Source organism: Pseudomonas sp. Z8(2022), assembly GCF_025837155.1.
Taxonomy (GTDB): domain Bacteria; phylum Pseudomonadota; class Gammaproteobacteria; order Pseudomonadales; family Pseudomonadaceae; genus Aquipseudomonas.
This window is the reverse complement of the sequence record NZ_CP107549.1, coordinates 2,643,942-2,663,057: the sequence shown is the minus strand read 5'-3', so window position 1 is coordinate 2,663,057 and position 19,116 is coordinate 2,643,942. Positions and strand designations below refer to the sequence as shown.

Genomic DNA, 19,116 nt, shown 5'->3' with positions numbered 1-19,116 from the left:
GCATGGCAAAGCGTTACGAACTCCCGGATGCAGCTTGGGAGCTGATCGCGGATCTGGTTTCCCCCGAGCAGAAAATGGGGCGACCTCGCAGTGATGACCGGCTGATGCTCAACGGCCTCCTCTGGATCCTGTGCTCAGGCGCAGCTTGGCGTGACCTGCCAGAGCGGTTTGGCCCATGGTCGACGGTGTATCAACGGTTTCGTGACTGGCGGGATGACGGTACGTTCGACCAAGTTCTTGAGCGTTTGCAGATTCGATTGAATCAGGAAGGACTGATTGATCTGGATACCTGGATGATCGACTCGACAGCGGTACGAGCAACCCGAGCCTCTTCTGGCGCCGGGAAAAAGGGGGGCCAGAAGAGCCGGTAGACCATGCGTTGGGACGTAGCCGAGGTGGCCTGACCACCAAGATTCATATGCTCTGCGATGCCAACGGCGTGCCTCTGCGCTTTTTGCTGTCGCCGGGCCAGGCCAGCGACATCTCGAATGCTCAGGCACTCCTGGATCAGGTTCGTATCCCCGGCAAGCCAGGCCGACCTCGCAAGCGCTGCCGCTGGCTGTTGGCAGACAAGGGCTACGATGCCGAGCACTTGCGTCAGTACTGCGACCGTTACCGGATGCAGCCTGTGATTCCGCTGCGAACCATGAAACGCAAGCCCAAGCCGGGACTACCAAGGCTGTTCGACCGCCCGAAATACCGACAGCGCAACATTATCGAGCGGATGTTCGGCTGGCTGAAGGAGAGCCGCAGAATCGGCACTCGCTACGACAAGCTGGCAAGAAGTTTTGCCGCAATGGTCACGCTGGCTTGCACGCTGCGGTGCCTACGACAGTACTTTTCGTACAGAACCTAGGTATATGTCATGCACGTTCTTGTGACAGGGGCTAATGGATTAGTTGGGGGGGCGCTTCATCGCTCGTTATCAAGTGCGAGTCGTTTTCACTCTGTCGGCCTCTGCCGTACTTTTACATCAGATTGTATCGCTGCGCCCGATATTGTTTATGCTGATTTTTTGTCCCCTGACTTTAAGAATGTCGGGGTTTTCTCACGGGTTTCGGCTGTCGTTCACTGTGCCGCTAGAGTCCATGTCATGTCGGATGCCGTCAGCGATCCGCTGTCTGAATTCCGCCGAGTAAATGTCGAAGGTACTCTGAATCTTGCTCGGCAGGCAGCTGCCAGCGGCGTAAAGCGTTTTATTTTTATCAGCTCGATCAAGGTCAACGGTGAGGCGACCTATGCTGGTAGATCTTTTGGTCCATCTGATACGCCGGCGCCAGAGGATCCCTATGGTATTTCCAAGCTTGAGGCTGAGCGCGGTCTGATGCAGTTGGCGGATGAGACCAGCATGGAGGTCGTGATCATTCGTCCACCTCTGGTATACGGGCCAGGAGTAAAGGGTAACTTTGCTAGCCTGATCAAACTCATGAGAAAAGGATTCCCCCTGCCACTTGGTGCCATTAACAACAAGCGCTCTCTGGTGGGGGTCGACAACCTGGTTGATCTGGTCATTCGGTGTATTGATCATCCTGCGGCTGCCAATCAGGTGTTCCTGGCTGGTGATGGCGAGGATTTATCGACAACCGAGCTGCTGTGTGGACTGGCTGAGGCGATAGGGAGCCCTGCGCGTTTGATTCCTGTACCTGCCGGTTTGCTCAGTTTGGGTGCTGCCGTTCTGGGCAAGCGTGCGGTCGCTCAGCGCTTGTTGGGTTCGCTGCAGGTAGACATCAGCAAGGCGCGTGATTTACTGGGCTGGGAGCCGCCTGTTTCCGTTAAAGAAGGGTTGAGAAGGTGCGTGCGTGATTCGTCTGTTTGATGTGCTGTTTGCTTCGTTGGGACTGGTGCTTGGCTTCCCTGTGCTGCTACTGATTTATGTATTGGGGCTTTTCGATACGGGTTCGCCACTCTTTCGTCAGGAACGAGTAGGGCGCCACCAGAAGTCTTTCATCTTGGTGAAGTTTCGCACCATGACGGTGGACACTGCCTCGGTGGCCAGTCATTTGGCATCTTCCGCATCGATTACTCCGATGGGTAGATTCTTGCGACGCACCAAGCTGGACGAGCTGCCTCAACTTTGGAATGTTCTCAAAGGTGAGATGAGCCTAGTAGGGCCGCGCCCCAATCTGTTCAATCAGACCGAGTTGATTTCTGAGCGAAAGGTGCTTGGGGTGTATGACGTCCGTCCAGGTATTACGGGTGTAGCTCAGGTGCAGGGCGTCGATATGTCCACGCCCAGGCTTTTGGCTGAAACGGACGCGCAGATGATCCGGACCTTGTCGCTTTCCTTGTATTTCAGGTTGATCATGCAGACGGCTCTCGGAAAGGGCGGTGGTGATCGAGTTGTGCGCTGAGTTTGTGCCTGTGTATGACTCTGGATACGCTCTGCTGCCTAACAGCGTTCGGCGACGTTAGCTGGCTGGTTGGGTTAAAGCTTAGGGATGATTCTTATGCGTGAATTTCTGGTCGCTCTACCCAGGCGGCAGAAGCGTTTCTTGCAACTAGCAGCCGATACACTGCTGATCTGGGTTGCGCTTTGGCTGTCATTCGCTGTGCGGCTGGGCGACTTTTTCGCTGCCAAGCCTTTCGACGGCCATGGTTGGCTTTTTATCACTGCACCCCTAATCGCTCTGCCTATCTTCATTCGTATGGGCATGTATCGGGCAGTGATGCGTTATATCGGTAGTGATGCGCTATTCACCATTGCCAAGGCCGTTTCCTTGTCGGCTCTGGTGTTGGCGCTTGCGGTTTACTGGTACATCGGTCCTACGGCGATTGTGCCACGCTCGATGGTTTTCAATTATTGGTGGCTTAGTCTGTTGCTGTTGGGCGGCTTGCGCTTGGCGATGCGCCAGTTCTTTATCGGCAGCTGGCTAGATCCGTTGAACTGGCAAAGTGACTCCGAAAATGGCGTGGCGCGGGTGGCCATTTATGGCGCTGGCACCGCGGGCAATCAGTTGTTGGCCGCCTTGCGCTTGAGCAAGACAATGCGCCCAGTGGCTTTCGTGGATGATGATGCCGGGGTCGCCAATCGCGTCATCGCGGGGCTGCGTGTGTATACCCCTAAACACATTCAGCAGATGATCGATGAGACGGGGGCGGATGAGATTCTGCTCGCCATGCCTTCGCTCGCGCGCGCGCGCAGACGAGAGATCCTAGACGCGCTTGAACCTTATGCTTTGCACGTGCGCAGCGTGCCAGGGTTCACTGATTTGGCCAGTGGGCGGGTAAAGGTCGAGGATATTCAGGAAGTCGATATCGCTGATCTTCTCGGGCGGGATGCCGTGCCGCCTCGGCAAGACTTGTTCGAGCGCTGCATCAAGAATCAGGTCGTCATGGTTACCGGCGCTGGGGGCTCAATCGGTTCGGAGTTGTGTCGCCAGATCCTGGCGAGCGGTGCTCGTACGTTGCTGCTTTTCGAACACAGCGAATTCAATCTCTACAGTATCCATGGTGAATTGCGGCAGCGTATCCAGCGGGAGTCGCTGCCGATCCAGTTGGTGCCGATGCTTGGATCGATCCGCAATTTCGAGCGATTGTTTGACATTCTGCAGACCTGGCGCGTGAATACTGTTTATCACACTGCGGCTTACAAACATGTACCCATGGTCGAGCACAATATCGCGGAAGGGGTGCTGAATAACCTCGTGGGTACCGTCAATGCCGCGCAGGCTTCGATCAAGGCCGGAGTTGCTAACTTCGTTCTGATTTCCACGGACAAGGCTGTACGCCCCACCAATGTAATGGGCAGTACCAAGCGTTTGGCCGAGATGGTGCTGCAGGCGTTGAGTCGTGAGTCCGCGCCGTTGCTGTTCGGTGATGATTCAGGTGTTCATCACGTCAACAAGACCCGTTTCACCATGGTGCGTTTCGGTAACGTGCTGGGTTCGTCCGGCTCGGTGATTCCGCTGTTCAGAGAGCAGATCAAGCGGGGTGGCCCGGTAACCGTCACGCATCCGAATATAACGCGCTATTTCATGACCATTCCCGAGGCGGCCCAGCTGGTGATTCAAGCTGGGGCGATGGGGCAGGGCGGCGATGTGTTCGTGCTCGACATGGGATCGCCGGTGAAAATTGCCGATCTGGCCGAGAAGATGATTCGCCTGTCTGGTCTTTCCGTTCGCGATGAGAGCAATCCTAATGGTGACGTCGCCATCGAGTTTACTGGCCTGCGCCCAGGCGAGAAGCTTTATGAGGAACTGTTGATCGGTGAAGACGTGAAGCCGACCGAGCATCCGATGATCATGAGCGCCGAAGAGGATATGTTGCCTTGGGAGGACCTCAAGCTACGGTTGCAGGAGCTGTTGGCCGCAGTTGAGCAGGATGATTACGCTCGTGTGCGTGTGCTGCTACGCGAAACGGTACATGGCTATGTGCCGGAGGGTGAAATCGTCGACTGGATTCATCTCAGAAACCGGGAGCGCTGAGGCTTGATTTGACAGCTGGGAGATAGCGTCTAGTTTGAAAAGCGAGGCGACGGCTGCCTCGCTTTTCATAAACAAAGGAGTGTTTCCCATGCTGAAAATCCGTCTGTCTTCCATTCTGTTTGCTGTTCTTGCTTCCTTCTCTCTGGCTGCTGCTGCAGCTGAAAACCCAAAAACCGAAAGTACCAAAGCGGCTGCAGTGCAGGTCGCGCAGGTTGCCGCGGTCAATCTGAATACTGCCGATGCTGAAACGCTACAGCGTGAGCTGGTGGGGATTGGTGCGACCAAGGCGCAGGCGATTGTGGCTTACCGTGAGGAGCACGGTAATTTCGCCTCGGTGGACGAGTTGTTGGAAGTTAAGGGTATTGGCGAGGCGACGCTGGAGAAGAATCGCGACAAGTTGAGTGTGAACTGACGCCTGGCGGCGTTTCCATTTGGGCCGGTCTTTGACCGGCCTTTTGTGTTTCTGAGGGGCAAGAACTGTTGTGCTAAAGGAGGGCGGATGTGGGTGGCCTTCCATACGAGGGCAATGAGAAAACCAGCACCAGGCAGGGTGCTCGTTTGGGTTCCGCGACCTGGGCCCGACAGCGAAGCTGAGCGCGCTTCAGCGGCGAGCGAAGCGAATAACCTGAGACGCAGTCCCTGGTGAGAGTCCGCAGGCAATAAAAAACCCAGCACAAGGCTGGGTTCTGGGATTTGGCTCCGCGACCTGGACTCGACAGCGAAGCTGAACGCGCTTTAGCGCGGCCCCGTAGGGGGGAGCGAAGCGAATAACCTGGGACGCCGTCCCTGGTAAGAGTCCGCAGGCAATAAAAAACCCAGCGCAAGGCTGGGTTCTAGAATTTGGCTCCGCGACCTGGACTCGAACCAGGGACCCAATGATTAACAGTCATTTGCTCTACCGACTGAGCTATCGCGGAACAACGGCGCGTATGTTACTGATTAAAAAAGAGAAGTCAATACTTTGCCGCGATATCTATGTGGTTGGAATTCGGGGTGTTCAGCAATGGCGTCGTAGGAGGGGCTTTAGCCGCGACAGCAGTGGTGGAACGCGGCTGAAGCCGCTCCTACAGGGACCCGGTTTATACGAAAACGCCGGCTTATGAGCCGGCGTTCTTGTTTATCGCAGAGGCTTACAGCACTTCGTGTATCGCGCGCGTGACTCTGTCCAGGTTGCCGTTGTTCAGCGCCGCGACGCAGATGCGGCCGGTGCCGACGGCGTAGATGCCGAACTCTTCCTTCAGGCGTTCCACCTGCTCCACGGTAAGGCCGGAGTAGGAGAACATGCCGCGCTGCTCGGCGACGAAGCTGAAATCGCGCTTGGCGCCCAGAGCCGCCAGTTGCTTGACCATGGCCAGGCGCATGCTGCGAATACGGTCGCGCATCTCGCCCAGTTCGGCTTCCCACATGGCGCGCAGCTCGGGGTTGTTCAGCACGTTGGCAACTACGGTCGCGCCGTGGGTCGGCGGGTTGGAGTAGTTGGTGCGGATCACACGTTTGAGTTGCGACAGCACGCGCGTCGACTCTTCACGGCTGCTGGTGACCAGCGACAGGGCGCCAACGCGCTCGCCGTACAGTGAGAACGACTTGGAGAAGGAACTGGAGACGAAGAACTCCAGGCCGGAGTCGGCGAACAGGCGCACGGCTTCGGCGTCCTGATCGATACCGTCGCCAAAGCCCTGGTAGGCGATGTCGAGGAACGGCACGTGCTCACGCTCGCGCAGGACTTCCAGCACGGCTTTCCAGTCTTCCAGCTGCAGGTCGACGCCGGTCGGGTTATGGCAGCAGGCGTGTAGCACGACGATGGAGCGTGCCGGCAGGTTACGCAGGTCTTCGAGCATGCCGCCGCGGTTCACGCCGTTGCTGAACGGATCGTAGTAGCGGTAGTTCTGCACCGGGAAGCCGGCGGCCTCGAACAGAGCACGATGGTTCTCCCAGCTCGGGTCGCTAATGGCCACGGTCGCGTCCGGCAGCAGGCGCTTGAGGAAGTCGGCGCCGATCTTCAAGGCGCCGGTACCGCCGAGGGCCTGGGTGGTGATCACGCGGCCGGCTTCGATTAGCGCTGCACCCTTGCCGAACAGCAGTTCCTGCACGGCCTTGTCGTAGGCGGCGATGCCTTCGATCGGCAGGTAACCTCGCGGAGCGTGCGCCTCGATACGCGCTTTTTCGGCTTCTGCGACGGCGCGCAGCAGCGGAATTCGCCCCTCCTCGTTGTAGTAGACGCCCACGCCAAGGTTGACCTTGGTGCTGCGGGTGTCGGCGTTGAATGCTTCGTTGAGGCCCAGGATGGGATCGCGCGGAGCCATTTCGACGGCAGAGAAGAGACTCATGATGGGTGCGGCAACTCGAGTGAGGGGTGGGTGGCCAGGCGTCCCCAACGAAAGCGCTAGGGAGCGCGTAAACGGGGCGTTAGTATAACGACCCTGAATCCAGGGGGCGACAGCGCAAAGCCCTGAATTAAGGCCTTTTGCCAGGTAATTCGACTCTATCTGGAACTATCGCCAGATCGCCCCGCAATTCATGGCTTTTGACGCAGTCCGAAAGTATGCGTCACAGTCATTTGTCGAGGTACTGCATGTCCGAGTTTCAGTTGGTGACCCGCTTCAAACCTGCCGGCGATCAGCCCGAAGCGATCCGGCAGATGGTCGAGGGGCTTGAGGCCGGTCTTTCGCACCAGACCCTGCTGGGGGTGACCGGCTCGGGCAAGACTTTTTCCATCGCCAACGTGATTGCCCAGGTGCAGCGTCCGACTCTGGTGCTGGCGCCGAACAAGACCCTGGCCGCGCAACTGTATGGCGAGTTCAAGGCGTTCTTCCCAAACAACGCGGTGGAGTACTTCGTTTCCTACTACGACTACTATCAGCCGGAAGCCTATGTGCCGTCCTCGGACACCTTCATCGAGAAGGACGCCTCGATCAATGACCATATCGAGCAGATGCGCCTGTCGGCGACCAAGGCGCTGATCGAGCGCAAGGACGTGATTGTGGTCTGCACCGTGTCCTCGATCTACGGCCTGGGCAGTCCCGAGGAGTACCTGAAAATGGTGCTGCACCTCGATCGTGGCGACAAGATGGACCAGCGCGCGCTGTTGCGGCGTCTGGCCGAGCTGCAGTACACGCGCAACGACATGGATTTCGCCCGCGCGACGTTTCGCGTGCGCGGCGACGTGATCGATATCTTCCCGGCGGAATCGGATCTCGAAGCCATCCGCGTTGAACTGTTCGACGACGAGGTGGAGAGCATCAGCGCCTTCGATCCGCTGACCGGCGAGGTGATCCAGAAGCTGCCGCGTTTCACCTTCTACCCCAAGAGCCACTACGTCACGCCACGCGAGACGCTGCTGGAGGCGGTGGAGCACATCAAGGTCGAACTGCAGCAGCGTCTGGAATACCTGCGTGGTGCCAACAAGCTGGTGGAGGCGCAGCGTCTGGAGCAGCGCACACGCTTCGATCTGGAGATGATCCTCGAGCTGGGCTACTGCAACGGCATCGAGAACTACTCGCGCTACCTGTCCGGACGTCCGGCCGGCGCGCCACCGCCCACTCTTTATGACTACCTGCCGGACGAAGCGCTGCTGGTGATCGACGAATCCCACGTTTCGGTGCCGCAGGTCGGCGCGATGTACAAGGGCGACCGCTCGCGCAAGGAAACCCTGGTGGAATACGGCTTCCGCCTGCCCTCGGCACTGGACAACCGGCCGATGCGTTTCGAGGAGTGGGAGGCGGCGAGCCCGCAGACCATTTTCGTCTCCGCCACACCAGGCCCGTACGAGGCGGAGCATGCGGGGCGGGTGATCGAGCAGGTGGTGCGGCCTACCGGCCTGGTCGATCCGGAAGTGGAGGTGCGTCCGGCGCGTACCCAGGTCGACGACCTGCTATCGGAGATCCGTTTGCGCGTGGCAGCGGGGGATCGCGTGCTGGTCACCACTCTGACCAAGCGCATGGCCGAGGATCTGACGGATTATCTCGGTGATCACGACGTCAAGGTGCGCTACCTGCACTCGGACATCGATACCGTGGAGCGGGTGGAGATCATCCGCGACTTGCGTCTTGGCGCCTTCGACGTGCTGGTGGGCATCAACCTGTTGCGCGAGGGCCTGGATATGCCCGAAGTGTCGCTGGTGGCCATTCTCGATGCGGACAAGGAAGGTTTCCTGCGCAGCGAGCGCTCGCTGATCCAGACCATCGGCCGGGCGGCGCGCAACCTCAATGGCAAGGCGATTCTCTACGCCGACAACATCACCGGCTCGATGCAGCGTGCCATTGGCGAGACCGAGCGGCGCCGCGAGAAGCAGATCGCCTTCAACCAGGCCAATGGTATCGTGCCCAAGGGCGTGCAAAAGGACGTCAAGGACATCCTCGAGGGCGCCGTGGTGCCGGGCGCGCGCAGCAACAAGCGCAAGGGCATGGCCAAGGCGGCGGAGGAGAGTGCGCGTTACGAGAATGAGCTGCGCTCGCCCAGCGAGATCACCAGGCGCATTCGCCAGTTGGAAGAGAAGATGTACGCCCTGGCGCGCGATCTGGAGTTCGAGGCCGCCGCGCAGTTACGTGATGAGATTCAGAAGCTGCGGGATAGGTTGTTGCAGGTTTGATGTTGCCGCGTGGCGCGGGGGCGCCGGTGTAGGAGCCCCGCCCCCGGGGCGAAGCTTCTGGAGGTGCGGTGTTCTTGCGATTCGCCGCGAGGCGCGGCTCCTACAGGGTGGTGCGGTGCCTGTGGAATGTGTGTAGGAGCGGCTGGGCGGCATTCCGCTTCAGCCGCGAAATGCCCGGCCTAGAAGACCGCCGCAAACTATGGGAGGGGGCTTCCGCCGCGACAAACCATCGCCGCTAAAGCGCCTCCCACAAAGGTTGATACCGCAGACCGCGTAGCCCGGATGCAATCCGGGGCCAGCAGCCCGAGCTCCCCGGATTACATCCGGGCTACGCCTCGGCGCCTCGCGTAGGGTGGATGACGCTCTGCTCATCCACCATTGCGTGTGCAAGTGGTGGACGGATAGAGCGTCGTCCACCCTGCGATAGGGCGACGTTGGCTCTGCTGGGCAGGGTTCAATGTCCTGCGCCTCCGCCTGCCATGTTCTGCGGCAGCTTTCGCGTCAGCAGGATCGCCAGCATGCTCATGCCCAGGGCGATGCCGATGAAATGGAAGGCGTCGTTGTAGGCCATGATGGTCGCCTGTTCATGGACGATCTGGCTGAGCCTGGCCAGTGCCGCTTGTTCGCTGCCCAGGGTTTGTGTCAGCAACTGCAGGCGCTCCTCCACCTGCGGATTGGTGGGCACGATGGATTCACGCAGGTAGTCGAAGTAGACCTTGGCGCGCGCATCCAGCAGGGTCGCGAGCAGAGCGATGCCGATGGCGCCGCCGAGGTTGCGCAGGATGTTGAACAGGCTGGAGGCCGAACCTGCGTCCTGCGGCAGGATGTAGGCCGTGGCGATCAGCGATACCGTGACCATCACCAGCGGCTGACCCAGCGCGCGGATGATCTGGATATGGTTGAACTGCGGGCCGGCGAAGTCCGGATTGAGCACGCCGGAGAAGAAGCTCGCCGCGCCGAACAGGGCGAAGCCCAAGGCGCATAGCCATTTCGGCGAGAGGATCTTCATCAGCTTGGGCACCAGCGGGATCAGGAACAGCTGCGGCACGCCCATCCACATGATCACCTCACCGATCTGCATGGCGTTGTAACCCTGGATCTGCGCCAGATACAGCGGCAGCACGTAGATCGAACCGTACAGGCCGACGCCGAGGCCGATGCTGGCGATGCTGGCCAGACCGAAGTTGCGCTCGCGCAGCACGGCGAGGTTGATCAGCGGGTTGGGGCGCGACATCTGCAGGATGACGAACAGGATCAGGCTCACCAGGGCCACGCTACCGAGGCCGACGATCAGCTGCGATTCCAGCCAGTCCTTGCGGTGGCCCTCCTCGAGAAACACCTGCAGGCAGCCCATGCCCATGCCCAGGGTGACGATGCCGGCATAGTCGGTGGTCTTCAGCAGTTCCCAGTGCGGCGCCTTCTTCTCCAGGCCGTAGAGCAGACCGGCGATCATGATCAGGCCAGGCGGCACGTTGATGTAGAAGATGTATTCCCAGCCCCAGTTCTCCGTCAGCCAGCCGCCCAGCGTCGGTCCGATGGACGGCGCGAAGGTGGCAGTAATGGCGAACAGCGCCATGCCCTTGGCCCGGTGGTGTTCGGGCAGCTTGATCAGCGTCATGGTGAACGCCAGCGGGATCAGCGCGCCGCCGGTGAAGCCCTGCAGCGCGCGGAACACGATCATGCTCTCCAGGCTCCATGCCATGGAGCAGAGCAGCGAGGCGAACAGGAAACCTACCGAAACCCACACCGCCAAGCGTCGGGCCGAGAGCAGCTGCACCAGCCAGGCGGTCAGCGGGATCATGATGATCTCGGCCACCAGGTAAGAGGTGGAGATCCACGAGCCTTCCTCAAGCGTGGCGGACAGCGCGCCCTGGATGTCCTTCAGCGATGAGTTGGTGATCTGGATATCCAGCACCGCCATGAAGGCGCCGAGCATGGCGCTCATCACCGCGATCCAGTCGCGGCGGCTGGGCTCCGCCGTGGGGCGGATCAGCGCATCACCCGCCATGGCTTTCGTCGCTACGCAGGTCCACGGTGACCTCCACCGACATGCCGGGGCGGATCAGCCCGCGCAACGGATTGTCGGCGGCCAGGGTCAGCTTGACCGGGATGCGCTGTACCACCTTGGTGAAGTTGCCCGTGGCATTGTCCGGCGGCAGCAGGCTGAACTGCGCGCCGGAGGCGGCGAACAGGCTGTCGATGCGGCCTTCGATGGGTGTGTCCGGGAAACTGTCGAACAACAGTTCGGCCGTCTGTCCCGGGCGCATGCGGCCAATCTGGGTTTCCTTGAAGTTGGCCTGGATCCAGATGTCCTGATCCGGCACCAGCGACAGCAGGTAGGCGCCACTCTGTACCACCTGGCCTTCACGAGCCGAGCGCTGGCCAACTATGCCGCTGATCGGCGCATGAATCTGCGTGCGCGAGAGGTTGAGATCGGCCTGTTCCAGATCGGCCTGGGCGGAAAGAATCAGCGCATCCAGGCGCTTGAGTTCGGCTTCCAGGCTGGACACCTGCTGGCGCTGCGCCTGCAGATCGGCCTGAGCCTTGGCCAGTTGTGAGCGGGCCACGCGGTTGTCGGCGGCCAGGGTGGTGACGCGCTCTTCGGAAACATAGCCCGGCTTGCGCAGGGTCTGAGCACGGCCGAGATCGAGCCGGGCGCGATCCAGCGTGGCCTGGCTGGCGGCTACATCGGCCTGGCTGGCGGCAATCAGGCTGGCCTGCTGGTCGAGTTTGCTCTGCGCCTGGGCGCGCTCGGCCTGATGGGTTTGCAGGGCGGCGAGGGCGCGCTGGCGGGCCAGACGGAAATCGGCGTCTTCCAGCACGGCCAGCAACTGGCCGGCTTGCACGTGCTGGTTGTCACGTACCAGCACCTTCTCGATGCGTGCATTCAACTGGCTGGAGACACGGGTGATCTCGCCCTGTACGTAGGCGTTATCGGTGCTCTCGTGGTAACGGCCGACTAGCAGCCAGTGGGCCAGCAGGGCGCCGGCGATCAGGGCCAGCAGGATCACGAAGACGATGAGGCGGCGTTGCAGTTTGGCGGGCATGCTTGAGGCTCGGGATGCGACATGGAAATGTAAGCAAATTTAACAATGTTCCCTTTGAGCTAGTAGACTCTAGACTTGGCATGCTTTGTTGCTTATGAGGAACAATCATGGGGTTGGATGACGCGCTGATCTTTACCCGAGTGGTGGAATGCCACAGCTTTACCCAGGCGGCGACCAGTCTGGGCATGCAGAAGTCGACGGTAAGCCGGCGCATTGCGTTGCTCGAGGAGCGCCTGGGCGTGCGCCTGCTCAATCGCACCACGCGCAAATTGCGCCTGACCGAGGTGGGGCAGGCCTACTACGAGCGCTGCCGGCAGATCATGCTCGACTTCGCCGAGGCCGAGCAGGCGGTCATGCAATTGCAGCGCGAGCCTTCCGGGCTGTTGCGCATCACCTCGCCCATTGAGTTCGGTCAGCTGTTTCTCGGCCGCGTTCTGGGTGAGTTCATGCGTCAGTACCCGCAGATCGACGCCGAGGTGGAGCTGACCTCGCGAACTGTCGATCCGTTGGAGGAGGGCGTGGACATCGCCATTCAGATCGGGCAGCCGCAGGACTCCACCCTGATCGCGCGCAAGCTGTTCGAGAGCGGCCGGCGCCTTTGCGCGAGCCCGGCCTATCTGGCCGCGCACGGTACGCCGCGCAGCGTCGCCGAGCTGGAGGGGCATCGGGCGATCCTCCTGCAGCACGATGCGCCGCGTTACTGGCCGCTGCTGGGTGAGCATCTGCCCTGTCAGCGTGTGATGACCTGCAACAACATCACCTTCGCTCGCGAGGCGACGCTGGCGGGGGCGGGGATTTCCGGGTTGCCGGTGATGATCAGCGAAGAGGCTGTGCGCAGCGGGCGCCTGATCGAGCTACTGCCCGAGGCGCGGCTGCCGGTGGGGGAGGTGTATGCCATCTATCCGTCGCGGCGCTTCCAGGCGATGAAGGTCAAGACCTTCCTCGACTTCCTGATCGCCAGCTTGCCGATCACCCGTGGCGGGTTGCTGGAGCCGGGGGCCGTCGGCCTGATAACATCGCCTGCTTGATTCAAACCTCGTGTCTTCCATCCGAGAGCATTCATGACCACCGTCCGTACCCGTATCGCGCCTTCGCCGACTGGCGATCCCCATGTCGGCACCGCCTATATCGCACTGTTCAACCTGTGCTTCGCCCGTCAGCACGGTGGCCAGTTCATCCTGCGCATCGAAGACACCGACCAGTTGCGCTCGACCCGCGAGTCCGAGCAGCAGATCTTCGACGCCCTGCGCTGGCTGGGTATCGAATGGGACGAAGGCCCGGACGTCGGCGGCCCGCACGGCCCGTACCGGCAGAGCGAGCGTGGCGAGATCTACAAGAAGTACTCCGATGAGCTGGTCGCCAAGGGCCACGCCTTCCCGTGCTTCTGCTCCGCCGAGCGCCTCGATCAAGTGCGCGCGCAGCAGATGGCCAACAAGGAAACTCCGCGGTATGACGGTCACTGCATGCATCTCGATCCGGCCGAGGCGCAGCGTCGCATCGCCGCCGGCGAGTCGCACGTGGTGCGCATGAAGGTGCCGAGCGAAGGTGTCTGCGTGGTGCCGGACATGCTGCGTGGCGATGTCGAGATTCCGTGGGATCGCATGGACATGCAGGTGCTGATGAAGGCCGACGGCCTGCCCACCTACTTCCTGGCCAACGTGGTCGACGACCACCTGATGGGCATCACCCACGTGCTGCGTGGCGAAGAATGGCTGCCGTCGGCGCCGAAGCTGATCAAGCTGTACGAGTATTTCGGCTGGGAGCAGCCGGCGTTGTGCTACATGCCGCTGCTGCGCAATCCGGACAAGAGCAAGCTGTCCAAGCGCAAGAACCCCACCAGCATCACCTTCTATGAACGCATGGGCTACCTGCCGCAGGCCATGCTCAACTACCTGGGGCGCATGGGCTGGTCGATGCCGGACGAGCGCGAGAAGTTCTCCCTGGCTGAGATGATCGAGCACTTCGACATCAATCGTGTGTCGCTGGGCGGGCCGATCTTCGACCTGGAGAAGCTGTCCTGGCTCAATGGTCAGTGGCTGCGTGAGCTGCCGGTGGAGACCTTCGCCGCCGAAGTGCAGAAATGGGCGCTCAACCCCGAATACATGATGAAGATCGCGCCGCACGTGCAGGGCAGGGTGGAGACCTTCAGCCAGATTGCGCCGCTGGCCGGGTTCTTCTTCTCGGGTGGTCTGAGCCTCGACGCCAAGCTGTTCGAGCACAAGAAGTTGTCGTCTGACCAGGTTCGCCGGTTGATGCAGCTGATCCTGTGGAAGCTCGAATCGCTGCGTCAGTGGGAAAAGGATCGCATCACCGGTTGCATCCAGGCCGTGGTCGAGCATCTGGAGCTGAAGCTGCGCGATGCCATGCCACTGATGTTCGCCGCCATCACCGGTCAGGCCAGCTCGGTATCCGTGCTCGATGCCATGGAAATTCTCGGTCCGGACCTGACCCGCTTCCGCCTGCGTCAGGCGCTAGAGTTGCTGGGCGGCACTTCGAAGAAAGAGACCAAGGAATGGGAAAAACTACTGGCGAGCATCGGCTAAGTTGAGGTGTGCAACTGTGAGAGGGGCTTAGCCGCGATGATTTGATTTTGTCGTCGCTACGACTGCATGGATGCAGGAGTTAGAACGAAGCATGATGCCAGAGTCGAAAGCGCCTCCCGCGGTGACGGCTGACTCTCCACGAGTGAAAGCCCTAAGTAATTGTTCTAGTGGCAAAAACTTTTGGCTGGCAGGAAAAATGTTGTTGACAGCCAATCGGGGCGCTCTTAACATGCGCCCCGTCCTCGAGATGGGGCTATAGCTCAGCTGGGAGAGCGCTTGCATGGCATGCAAGAGGTCAACGGTTCGATCCCGTTTAGCTCCACCAATCTCGACTCCTTCGGGAGTGCCAGAATCGATGTGAGTCGATTCACGATCAGGGTCTTGCGTCCCCTTCGTCTAGTGGCCTAGGACACCGCCCTTTCACGGCGGTAACAGGGGTTCGAGTCCCCTAGGGGACGCCACTTATTCCAGCCGCAGCGCTCAGGCGTTGCAGCCAGACCGAAAGGTTTCGGGGCTATAGCTCAGCTGGGAGAGCGCTTGCATGGCATGCAAGAGGTCAACGGTTCGATCCCGTTTAGCTCCACCAAACACTGACAAGGCCAGCTTAGTGCTGGCCTTGTTCTTCGAAGGTTTTGTCCCCTTCGTCTAGTGGCCTAGGACACCGCCCTTTCACGGCGGTAACAGGGGTTCGAGTCCCCTAGGGGACGCCATTTTCCAGTCGCAGCGCGCAAGCGCGGCGAGCCGACCGCAAGGTTTCGGGGCTATAGCTCAGCTGGGAGAGCGCTTGCATGGCATGCAAGAGGTCAACGGTTCGATCCCGTTTAGCTCCACCAATCACACACAAGGCCAGCCTAGCGCTGGCCTTGTCGTTCGAAGGATCCGTCCCCTTCGTCTAGTGGCCTAGGACACCGCCCTTTCACGGCGGTAACAGGGGTTCGAGTCCCCTAGGGGACGCCATTTTTCTTGCCGCATTTGCGGAATCCAGGGGCTGCTTCTTCAGAGGTGGCCCCTTTTTGTTTTCCCCTCCGACCTTCTCTGATTTTTCGCCCCTTTTTCAATGCTGACCAGCGGTCGTGGATAGCGCTTGCAAATTCATATGATGGTCGTAATATTTTGATTATCATATAAAGGGCTGCGGTCATGAGCGAACGCAAAAGCGAAACCCGTAAACGCATCCTCGCCGCGGCTGGACGGGAACTGGTCGAGCGCGGGCCAACTGACCCGGCAGTGGCCGAGGTGATGGCTGCAGCCGGGCTGACCGTGGGCGGTTTCTATGCACATTTCGCCAGCAAGGAGGCGCTGATGCTCGAAGCCTTTGAGCAGTTGCTCAGGATTCGACGCGAGCGCCTGACGCGGGTCGATCGGCGTCTGAGTGGCAGAGAACGCAGGGTGCTGGTGGCAGCCTTCTATCTGTCGCGCAAACACCGTGATGACGCCGCAGAGCGTTGCCCGCTGCCGAGCTCGCTGAGTGAAGTCGAGCGTCTGCCGGCTGGTTTTCGCCAGGTGCTGGCCAGGCATGTTGAGTTGACGGCGGCACAGATGAGCGATGCGCCAGAAGAAGCGGATGCCGCGCTGGCCGACCTGGCGTTGATGGTCGGTGGTCTGGCGCTGGCAAGGGCACTGGGGCCGGGAGAGCTGTCCGACCGGCTGTTGCGTGCTGCCAAATCGGCAGTGATCTGATCTCGAGCGAGAGGAGAGGGTTATGAACCAGATGACATGGGTGCGCGGCGTCAATGCAACCTTGGGCAGGGTAGCGCCGCAATGGCTTGCCGGCCGCATGCGCGAGCGCTTCATGACGCCGCACAACTTGCCTCCGCGCGAGTGGGAGCTGCCCCTGTTGGCCAGTTCCGAGCGCATTACTCTGCGTTTCGGGCTGTCTGCCTTGCGCTGGGGGAGTGGGCCTACGGTTCTGCTCATGCATGGCTGGTCAGGACGGCCGACTCAGTTCGCGTTGCTGATCCGCGGTCTGGTCAATGCGGGCTACGGCGTCGTCGCGCTGGATGGACCGGCCCATGGCCGCTCGCCTGGGCGGGAGGCCAATGTGGTGCTGTTTGCACGCGCACTGCTCGAGGCCGCCAGTGAGTTGCCGCCGCTACGTGCCGTGATCGGTCATTCAATGGGTGGCGCCAGCGCGCTGCTGGCCACGCAGATGGGCTTGCGTAGCGAAACTCTGGTGACCATCGCCACACCGAGTCGCATTCTGGGGCTGCTGCGCGGGTTCGCCAGACACATGGGTTTGCCGCCCGAGGCGCGAGCGCACTTTGTGCGCCAGGTCGAAAGGGTTGCCGGAATCCCTGCCGCCCATCTCGACGTACAGCGCTATCAGCTGGATTTGCCGGGCATGATCGTGCATGCCGAGGATGATCAGGTGGTACCTGTGAGCGAAGCCGATCTGATCCACCAGGCCTGGTTCGACAGCCAGCTGCTGCGCCTGCCTGCCGGAGGGCATCAGCGTCTGTTGAGTGAACCGCTGCTCGTGCAGGCAGTACTCGAACTGCTGGAGCAGGTGCCTCAGACGTCGTTGAAGGCCTTGGCTTCGTAGTTGACGATACGGTTACGACCGTTCGCCTTGGCGCGATAGAGCGCGCGGTCTGCCAGTTCCAGCCATTGCTCGGCGACGCTGGCGTCGCTCGGCATCCCGGCATGCAGACCGATGCTCAGGCTCAACGTGATCGAATGCTGCTGGTAGAGGCAGGGATTCTGCGCGAGCTCTTCGCGCAGATGTTCGGCCAGGTCGAGTGCGCCGGTGAGATCGGTATTGTCCAGTAGCGCAACGAATTCTTCGCCGCCGAAGCGTGCCAGCAGGTCGCTGCTGCGCAGGCGTTGCTGGATGCGTTGGGCGGTATGGCGCAGACAGGCATCGCCGGCGAGATGGCCATAGCGATCATTGACCTGCTTGAAGTGATCCAGGTCCATCATCAGGATCGCCAGCGGCTGCTGGCTGCGTACCGCGCGGGCACAGGCGCGAGCCAGTTCCTCGCTCAGTGTCTGGCGGTTGAACAGGCCCGTGAGCCCGTCGCGGCGGTTCAGCTCGGCCAGCCGCAGGTTGGCGTTGGACAACTGATGCAGGGTCTCCTGCAGGGTCGCGGTACGCTCCTGTACACGGTGTTCCAGGGTATCGCTGATCTGCGTCTGCAGTTCCAGATGCTTGGCCTGTTCGTTGCGCAGTCGGCGTTCCTGCTCGATCAGTCTGGCCTGGGCCAGGCGCTCGGCTTCCTGTACCTGGCGAATGCGTGAGGCCAGTGCAATGGAGAACACGGTCATCTCGATCAGGCCGCCAATCTGCTGGGCATGCAGCGTCAGCAGCGAGTAGGGCAGCAGCCCGGTGCCGGTGAGAATACTGGCGATGCTGGCTGTAATCAGTACGAACCAGCCCAGGGCGAACAGGCGTGCGGACGGGTAACCGCCACGCCAGCGCAGCAGGGTGATGACGAAGGCGGCCAGGGCACAGGCCCCCACCAGGACGAAGCTGCCGATCAGCGCTGCCGCATACGGGCCAAGCAACGCCATGCCAATGACCAGCCAGGTGCAGGCCTTGAGCGCGTTGGCGACCCGGCGGTAAGGGCTCGCGGCCTTTTCCAGCTCCAGTGCGCCGTAGATGAAGTGGATGCCGAACAGCGTCGCCAGTGCCGAGCTGAGCGGGAAACTCAGTTGATGCCAGGCCAGGGCGTTGGGCCACAGCCATTGCAGGGCGAAGCCGAGCTGGATGAACTGGTAGATGCTGAAACTGGCCACGAACAGGCTGTACCACAGGTAATTGCGGTCGCGGGTGATGCAGAAAATGCTCAGGCTGTAGATCAGCATCGCGATCAGCGAGCCGAAGAACAGTCCTTGCAGCAACAGGCTGCGCTGTTCCTGGTGGTCGAAGGTGTCGCGCGTCATCAGGCTGGCACTGAGGTTGGCCGAGCCATCGGTCTGCATGCGCAGCCAGATGCGGCGCTGTTCGCCTGGTTCTACGTGCAGAGGAAGTACAAGCTGGCGATGGTCGACCCAGCGCCAGTCGAACGGGCGCTGGTCGCCTGCCTGATAGATTCGTTCGCCATCCAGGCCATAGGCATCCAGGTTATCCAGCAACGGATTGCCGATCACCAGAACCCAGCCAAGCGAGCGTTTGTGAGGGTTGTGTACGTCCAGGCGCAGCCAGTAGGTGCTGCCGGTGTAACCGAAACTGGCATCGCGCCGTTTCACCACCTGCCAGGCGGAGTCGGGAAGGGCGCGGATATCCGTGAATTTGGCCTGGCCGCTTGGGTCTTCCCAGTAATACAGGTAGGGGCCGGGCAGCATCTGCGTCTGACCGATGGGCAGAGGCAGGCTGTCAGCCCAGGTAACTGCTGGCAGCAGCAGAAGCATCAGTAGGCGCAGAGTGGCAGTCAATTGCTCGTTCTCGGGCTGTCTGGCGAATTCGCCCATTATGGCGTGCTGCCATGACACGATGAAAGCTCGGCACTGCATGTCATGGCTTCGCGGCGTATCATGCGGCACCTGGCCGGTCAGGCCGTTGATGCTATGACCGG

Annotated in this window: 14 protein-coding genes and 7 tRNA genes; 16 read left to right on the top strand and 5 right to left on the bottom strand. The window is 60.8% G+C overall.

The window, feature by feature from the left end:
* Positions 1–2 precede the first annotated feature (2 nt).
* From OEG79_RS12670 to OEG79_RS12650, 5 genes are all read left to right on the top strand, one after another.
* Positions 3–856 (top strand): IS5 family transposase gene (locus tag OEG79_RS12670; RefSeq protein WP_264145361.1). Its coding sequence is split into 2 segments (ribosomal slippage): positions 3–345 and positions 345–856, totalling 855 coding nucleotides; the frame shifts between segments, so codons are not numbered across the junction.
* A gap of 9 nt (positions 857–865) precedes the next feature.
* Positions 866–1,816, top strand: coding sequence for a UDP-glucose 4-epimerase family protein (locus OEG79_RS12665; RefSeq protein WP_264145360.1), 951 nt, complete (start codon positions 866–868; stop codon positions 1,814–1,816).
* On the top strand, positions 1,800–2,351 hold the full coding sequence (locus tag OEG79_RS12660) for a sugar transferase (RefSeq protein WP_072424718.1): 552 nt from the start codon (positions 1,800–1,802) through the stop codon (positions 2,349–2,351). The genes OEG79_RS12665 and OEG79_RS12660 overlap by 17 nt, the downstream gene beginning before the upstream one ends.
* A 96-nt stretch (positions 2,352–2,447) precedes the next feature.
* A complete protein-coding gene (locus OEG79_RS12655) occupies positions 2,448–4,424 on the top strand; it encodes a polysaccharide biosynthesis protein (RefSeq protein WP_413247507.1) in 1,977 nt (658 codons plus the stop codon).
* A gap of 88 nt (positions 4,425–4,512) precedes the next feature.
* Complete coding sequence (locus OEG79_RS12650; protein WP_264145358.1) at positions 4,513–4,836, top strand: ComEA family DNA-binding protein; 324 nt, start codon at positions 4,513–4,515, stop codon at positions 4,834–4,836.
* Between the two features lie 429 nt (positions 4,837–5,265).
* On the opposite strand, the gene OEG79_RS12645 is transcribed toward OEG79_RS12650, so the two are convergent.
* Both OEG79_RS12645 and OEG79_RS12640 read right to left on the bottom strand, forming a co-directional pair.
* A tRNA-Asn gene (locus tag OEG79_RS12645) sits at positions 5,266–5,341 on the bottom strand.
* Between the two features lie 213 nt (positions 5,342–5,554).
* On the bottom strand, positions 5,555–6,751 hold the full coding sequence (locus OEG79_RS12640) for an amino acid aminotransferase (protein WP_264145357.1): 1,197 nt from the start codon (positions 6,749–6,751) through the stop codon (positions 5,555–5,557).
* 245 nt (positions 6,752–6,996) lie between these two features.
* Between OEG79_RS12640 and uvrB the strand changes: the two genes are divergently transcribed.
* Positions 6,997–9,012: an excinuclease ABC subunit UvrB gene (gene uvrB / locus OEG79_RS12635; RefSeq protein WP_264145356.1), complete on the top strand. Its 2,016-nt coding sequence runs from the start codon at positions 6,997–6,999 to the stop codon at positions 9,010–9,012.
* Positions 9,013–9,466: 454 nt separating this feature from the next.
* On the opposite strand, the gene OEG79_RS12630 is transcribed toward uvrB, so the two are convergent.
* The gene (locus tag OEG79_RS12630) at positions 9,467–10,960 is read right to left on the bottom strand and encodes an MDR family MFS transporter (RefSeq protein WP_264148718.1); all 1,494 of its coding nucleotides are present in this window, start codon (positions 10,958–10,960) and stop codon (positions 9,467–9,469) included.
* A gap of 49 nt (positions 10,961–11,009) precedes the next feature.
* On the bottom strand, positions 11,010–12,059 hold the full coding sequence (locus OEG79_RS12625) for an HlyD family secretion protein (RefSeq protein ID WP_264145355.1): 1,050 nt from the start codon (positions 12,057–12,059) through the stop codon (positions 11,010–11,012).
* 107 nt (positions 12,060–12,166) lie between these two features.
* Here OEG79_RS12625 and OEG79_RS12620 point away from each other — a divergent pair, with 107 nt between their 5' ends.
* From OEG79_RS12620 to OEG79_RS12575, 10 genes are all read left to right on the top strand, one after another.
* Complete coding sequence (locus OEG79_RS12620) at positions 12,167–13,087, top strand: LysR family transcriptional regulator (RefSeq protein ID WP_264145354.1); 921 nt, start codon at positions 12,167–12,169, stop codon at positions 13,085–13,087.
* A 33-nt stretch (positions 13,088–13,120) separates the two neighbouring features.
* A complete protein-coding gene (gltX, locus tag OEG79_RS12615) occupies positions 13,121–14,602 on the top strand; it encodes a glutamate--tRNA ligase (RefSeq protein ID WP_264145353.1) in 1,482 nt (493 codons plus the stop codon).
* 249 nt (positions 14,603–14,851) lie between these two features.
* Positions 14,852–14,927 (top strand) — tRNA-Ala (locus tag OEG79_RS12610).
* A gap of 60 nt (positions 14,928–14,987) precedes the next feature.
* Positions 14,988–15,063, top strand: a tRNA-Glu gene (locus tag OEG79_RS12605).
* A 49-nt stretch (positions 15,064–15,112) separates the two neighbouring features.
* A tRNA-Ala gene (locus OEG79_RS12600) sits at positions 15,113–15,188 on the top strand.
* A gap of 48 nt (positions 15,189–15,236) precedes the next feature.
* Positions 15,237–15,312, top strand: a tRNA-Glu gene (locus OEG79_RS12595).
* Between the two features lie 47 nt (positions 15,313–15,359).
* Positions 15,360–15,435, top strand: a tRNA-Ala gene (locus OEG79_RS12590).
* A gap of 48 nt (positions 15,436–15,483) precedes the next feature.
* A tRNA-Glu gene (locus OEG79_RS12585) sits at positions 15,484–15,559 on the top strand.
* Between the two features lie 183 nt (positions 15,560–15,742).
* Positions 15,743–16,282, top strand: a complete 540-nt coding sequence (locus OEG79_RS12580; protein ID WP_264145352.1) for a TetR/AcrR family transcriptional regulator — start codon at positions 15,743–15,745, stop codon at positions 16,280–16,282.
* Positions 16,283–16,304: 22 nt separating this feature from the next.
* On the top strand, positions 16,305–17,144 hold the full coding sequence (locus OEG79_RS12575) for an alpha/beta fold hydrolase (protein WP_264145351.1): 840 nt from the start codon (positions 16,305–16,307) through the stop codon (positions 17,142–17,144).
* Here OEG79_RS12575 and OEG79_RS12570 read toward each other — a convergent pair.
* A complete protein-coding gene (locus OEG79_RS12570) occupies positions 17,114–19,012 on the bottom strand; it encodes a diguanylate cyclase (RefSeq protein WP_264145350.1) in 1,899 nt (632 codons plus the stop codon). The two genes, OEG79_RS12575 and OEG79_RS12570, sit on opposite strands and share 31 nt — an antisense overlap.
* Between the last annotated feature and the right edge of the window lie 104 nt (positions 19,013–19,116).

Bases quoted from the DNA above. Each gene is read 5' to 3' on its own strand.
- OEG79_RS12665 (WP_264145360.1), top strand. From the start codon at position 866: ATGCACGTTCTTGTGACAGGGGCTAATGGATTAGTTGGGGGGGCGCTT.
- OEG79_RS12655 (WP_413247507.1), top strand. From the start codon at position 2,448: ATGCGTGAATTTCTGGTCGCTCTACCCAGGCGGCAGAAGCGTTTCTTG.
- OEG79_RS12650 (WP_264145358.1), top strand. From the start codon at position 4,513: ATGCTGAAAATCCGTCTGTCTTCCATTCTGTTTGCTGTTCTTGCTTCC.
- OEG79_RS12640 (WP_264145357.1), bottom strand. From the start codon at position 6,751: ATGAGTCTCTTCTCTGCCGTCGAAATGGCTCCGCGCGATCCCATCCTG.
- uvrB (WP_264145356.1), top strand. From the start codon at position 6,997: ATGTCCGAGTTTCAGTTGGTGACCCGCTTCAAACCTGCCGGCGATCAG.
- OEG79_RS12625 (WP_264145355.1), bottom strand. From the start codon at position 12,059: ATGCCCGCCAAACTGCAACGCCGCCTCATCGTCTTCGTGATCCTGCTG.
- OEG79_RS12620 (WP_264145354.1), top strand. From the start codon at position 12,167: ATGGGGTTGGATGACGCGCTGATCTTTACCCGAGTGGTGGAATGCCAC.
- gltX (WP_264145353.1), top strand. From the start codon at position 13,121: ATGACCACCGTCCGTACCCGTATCGCGCCTTCGCCGACTGGCGATCCC.
- OEG79_RS12580 (WP_264145352.1), top strand. From the start codon at position 15,743: ATGAGCGAACGCAAAAGCGAAACCCGTAAACGCATCCTCGCCGCGGCT.
- OEG79_RS12575 (WP_264145351.1), top strand. From the start codon at position 16,305: ATGAACCAGATGACATGGGTGCGCGGCGTCAATGCAACCTTGGGCAGG.
- OEG79_RS12570 (WP_264145350.1), bottom strand. From the start codon at position 19,012: ATGGGCGAATTCGCCAGACAGCCCGAGAACGAGCAATTGACTGCCACT.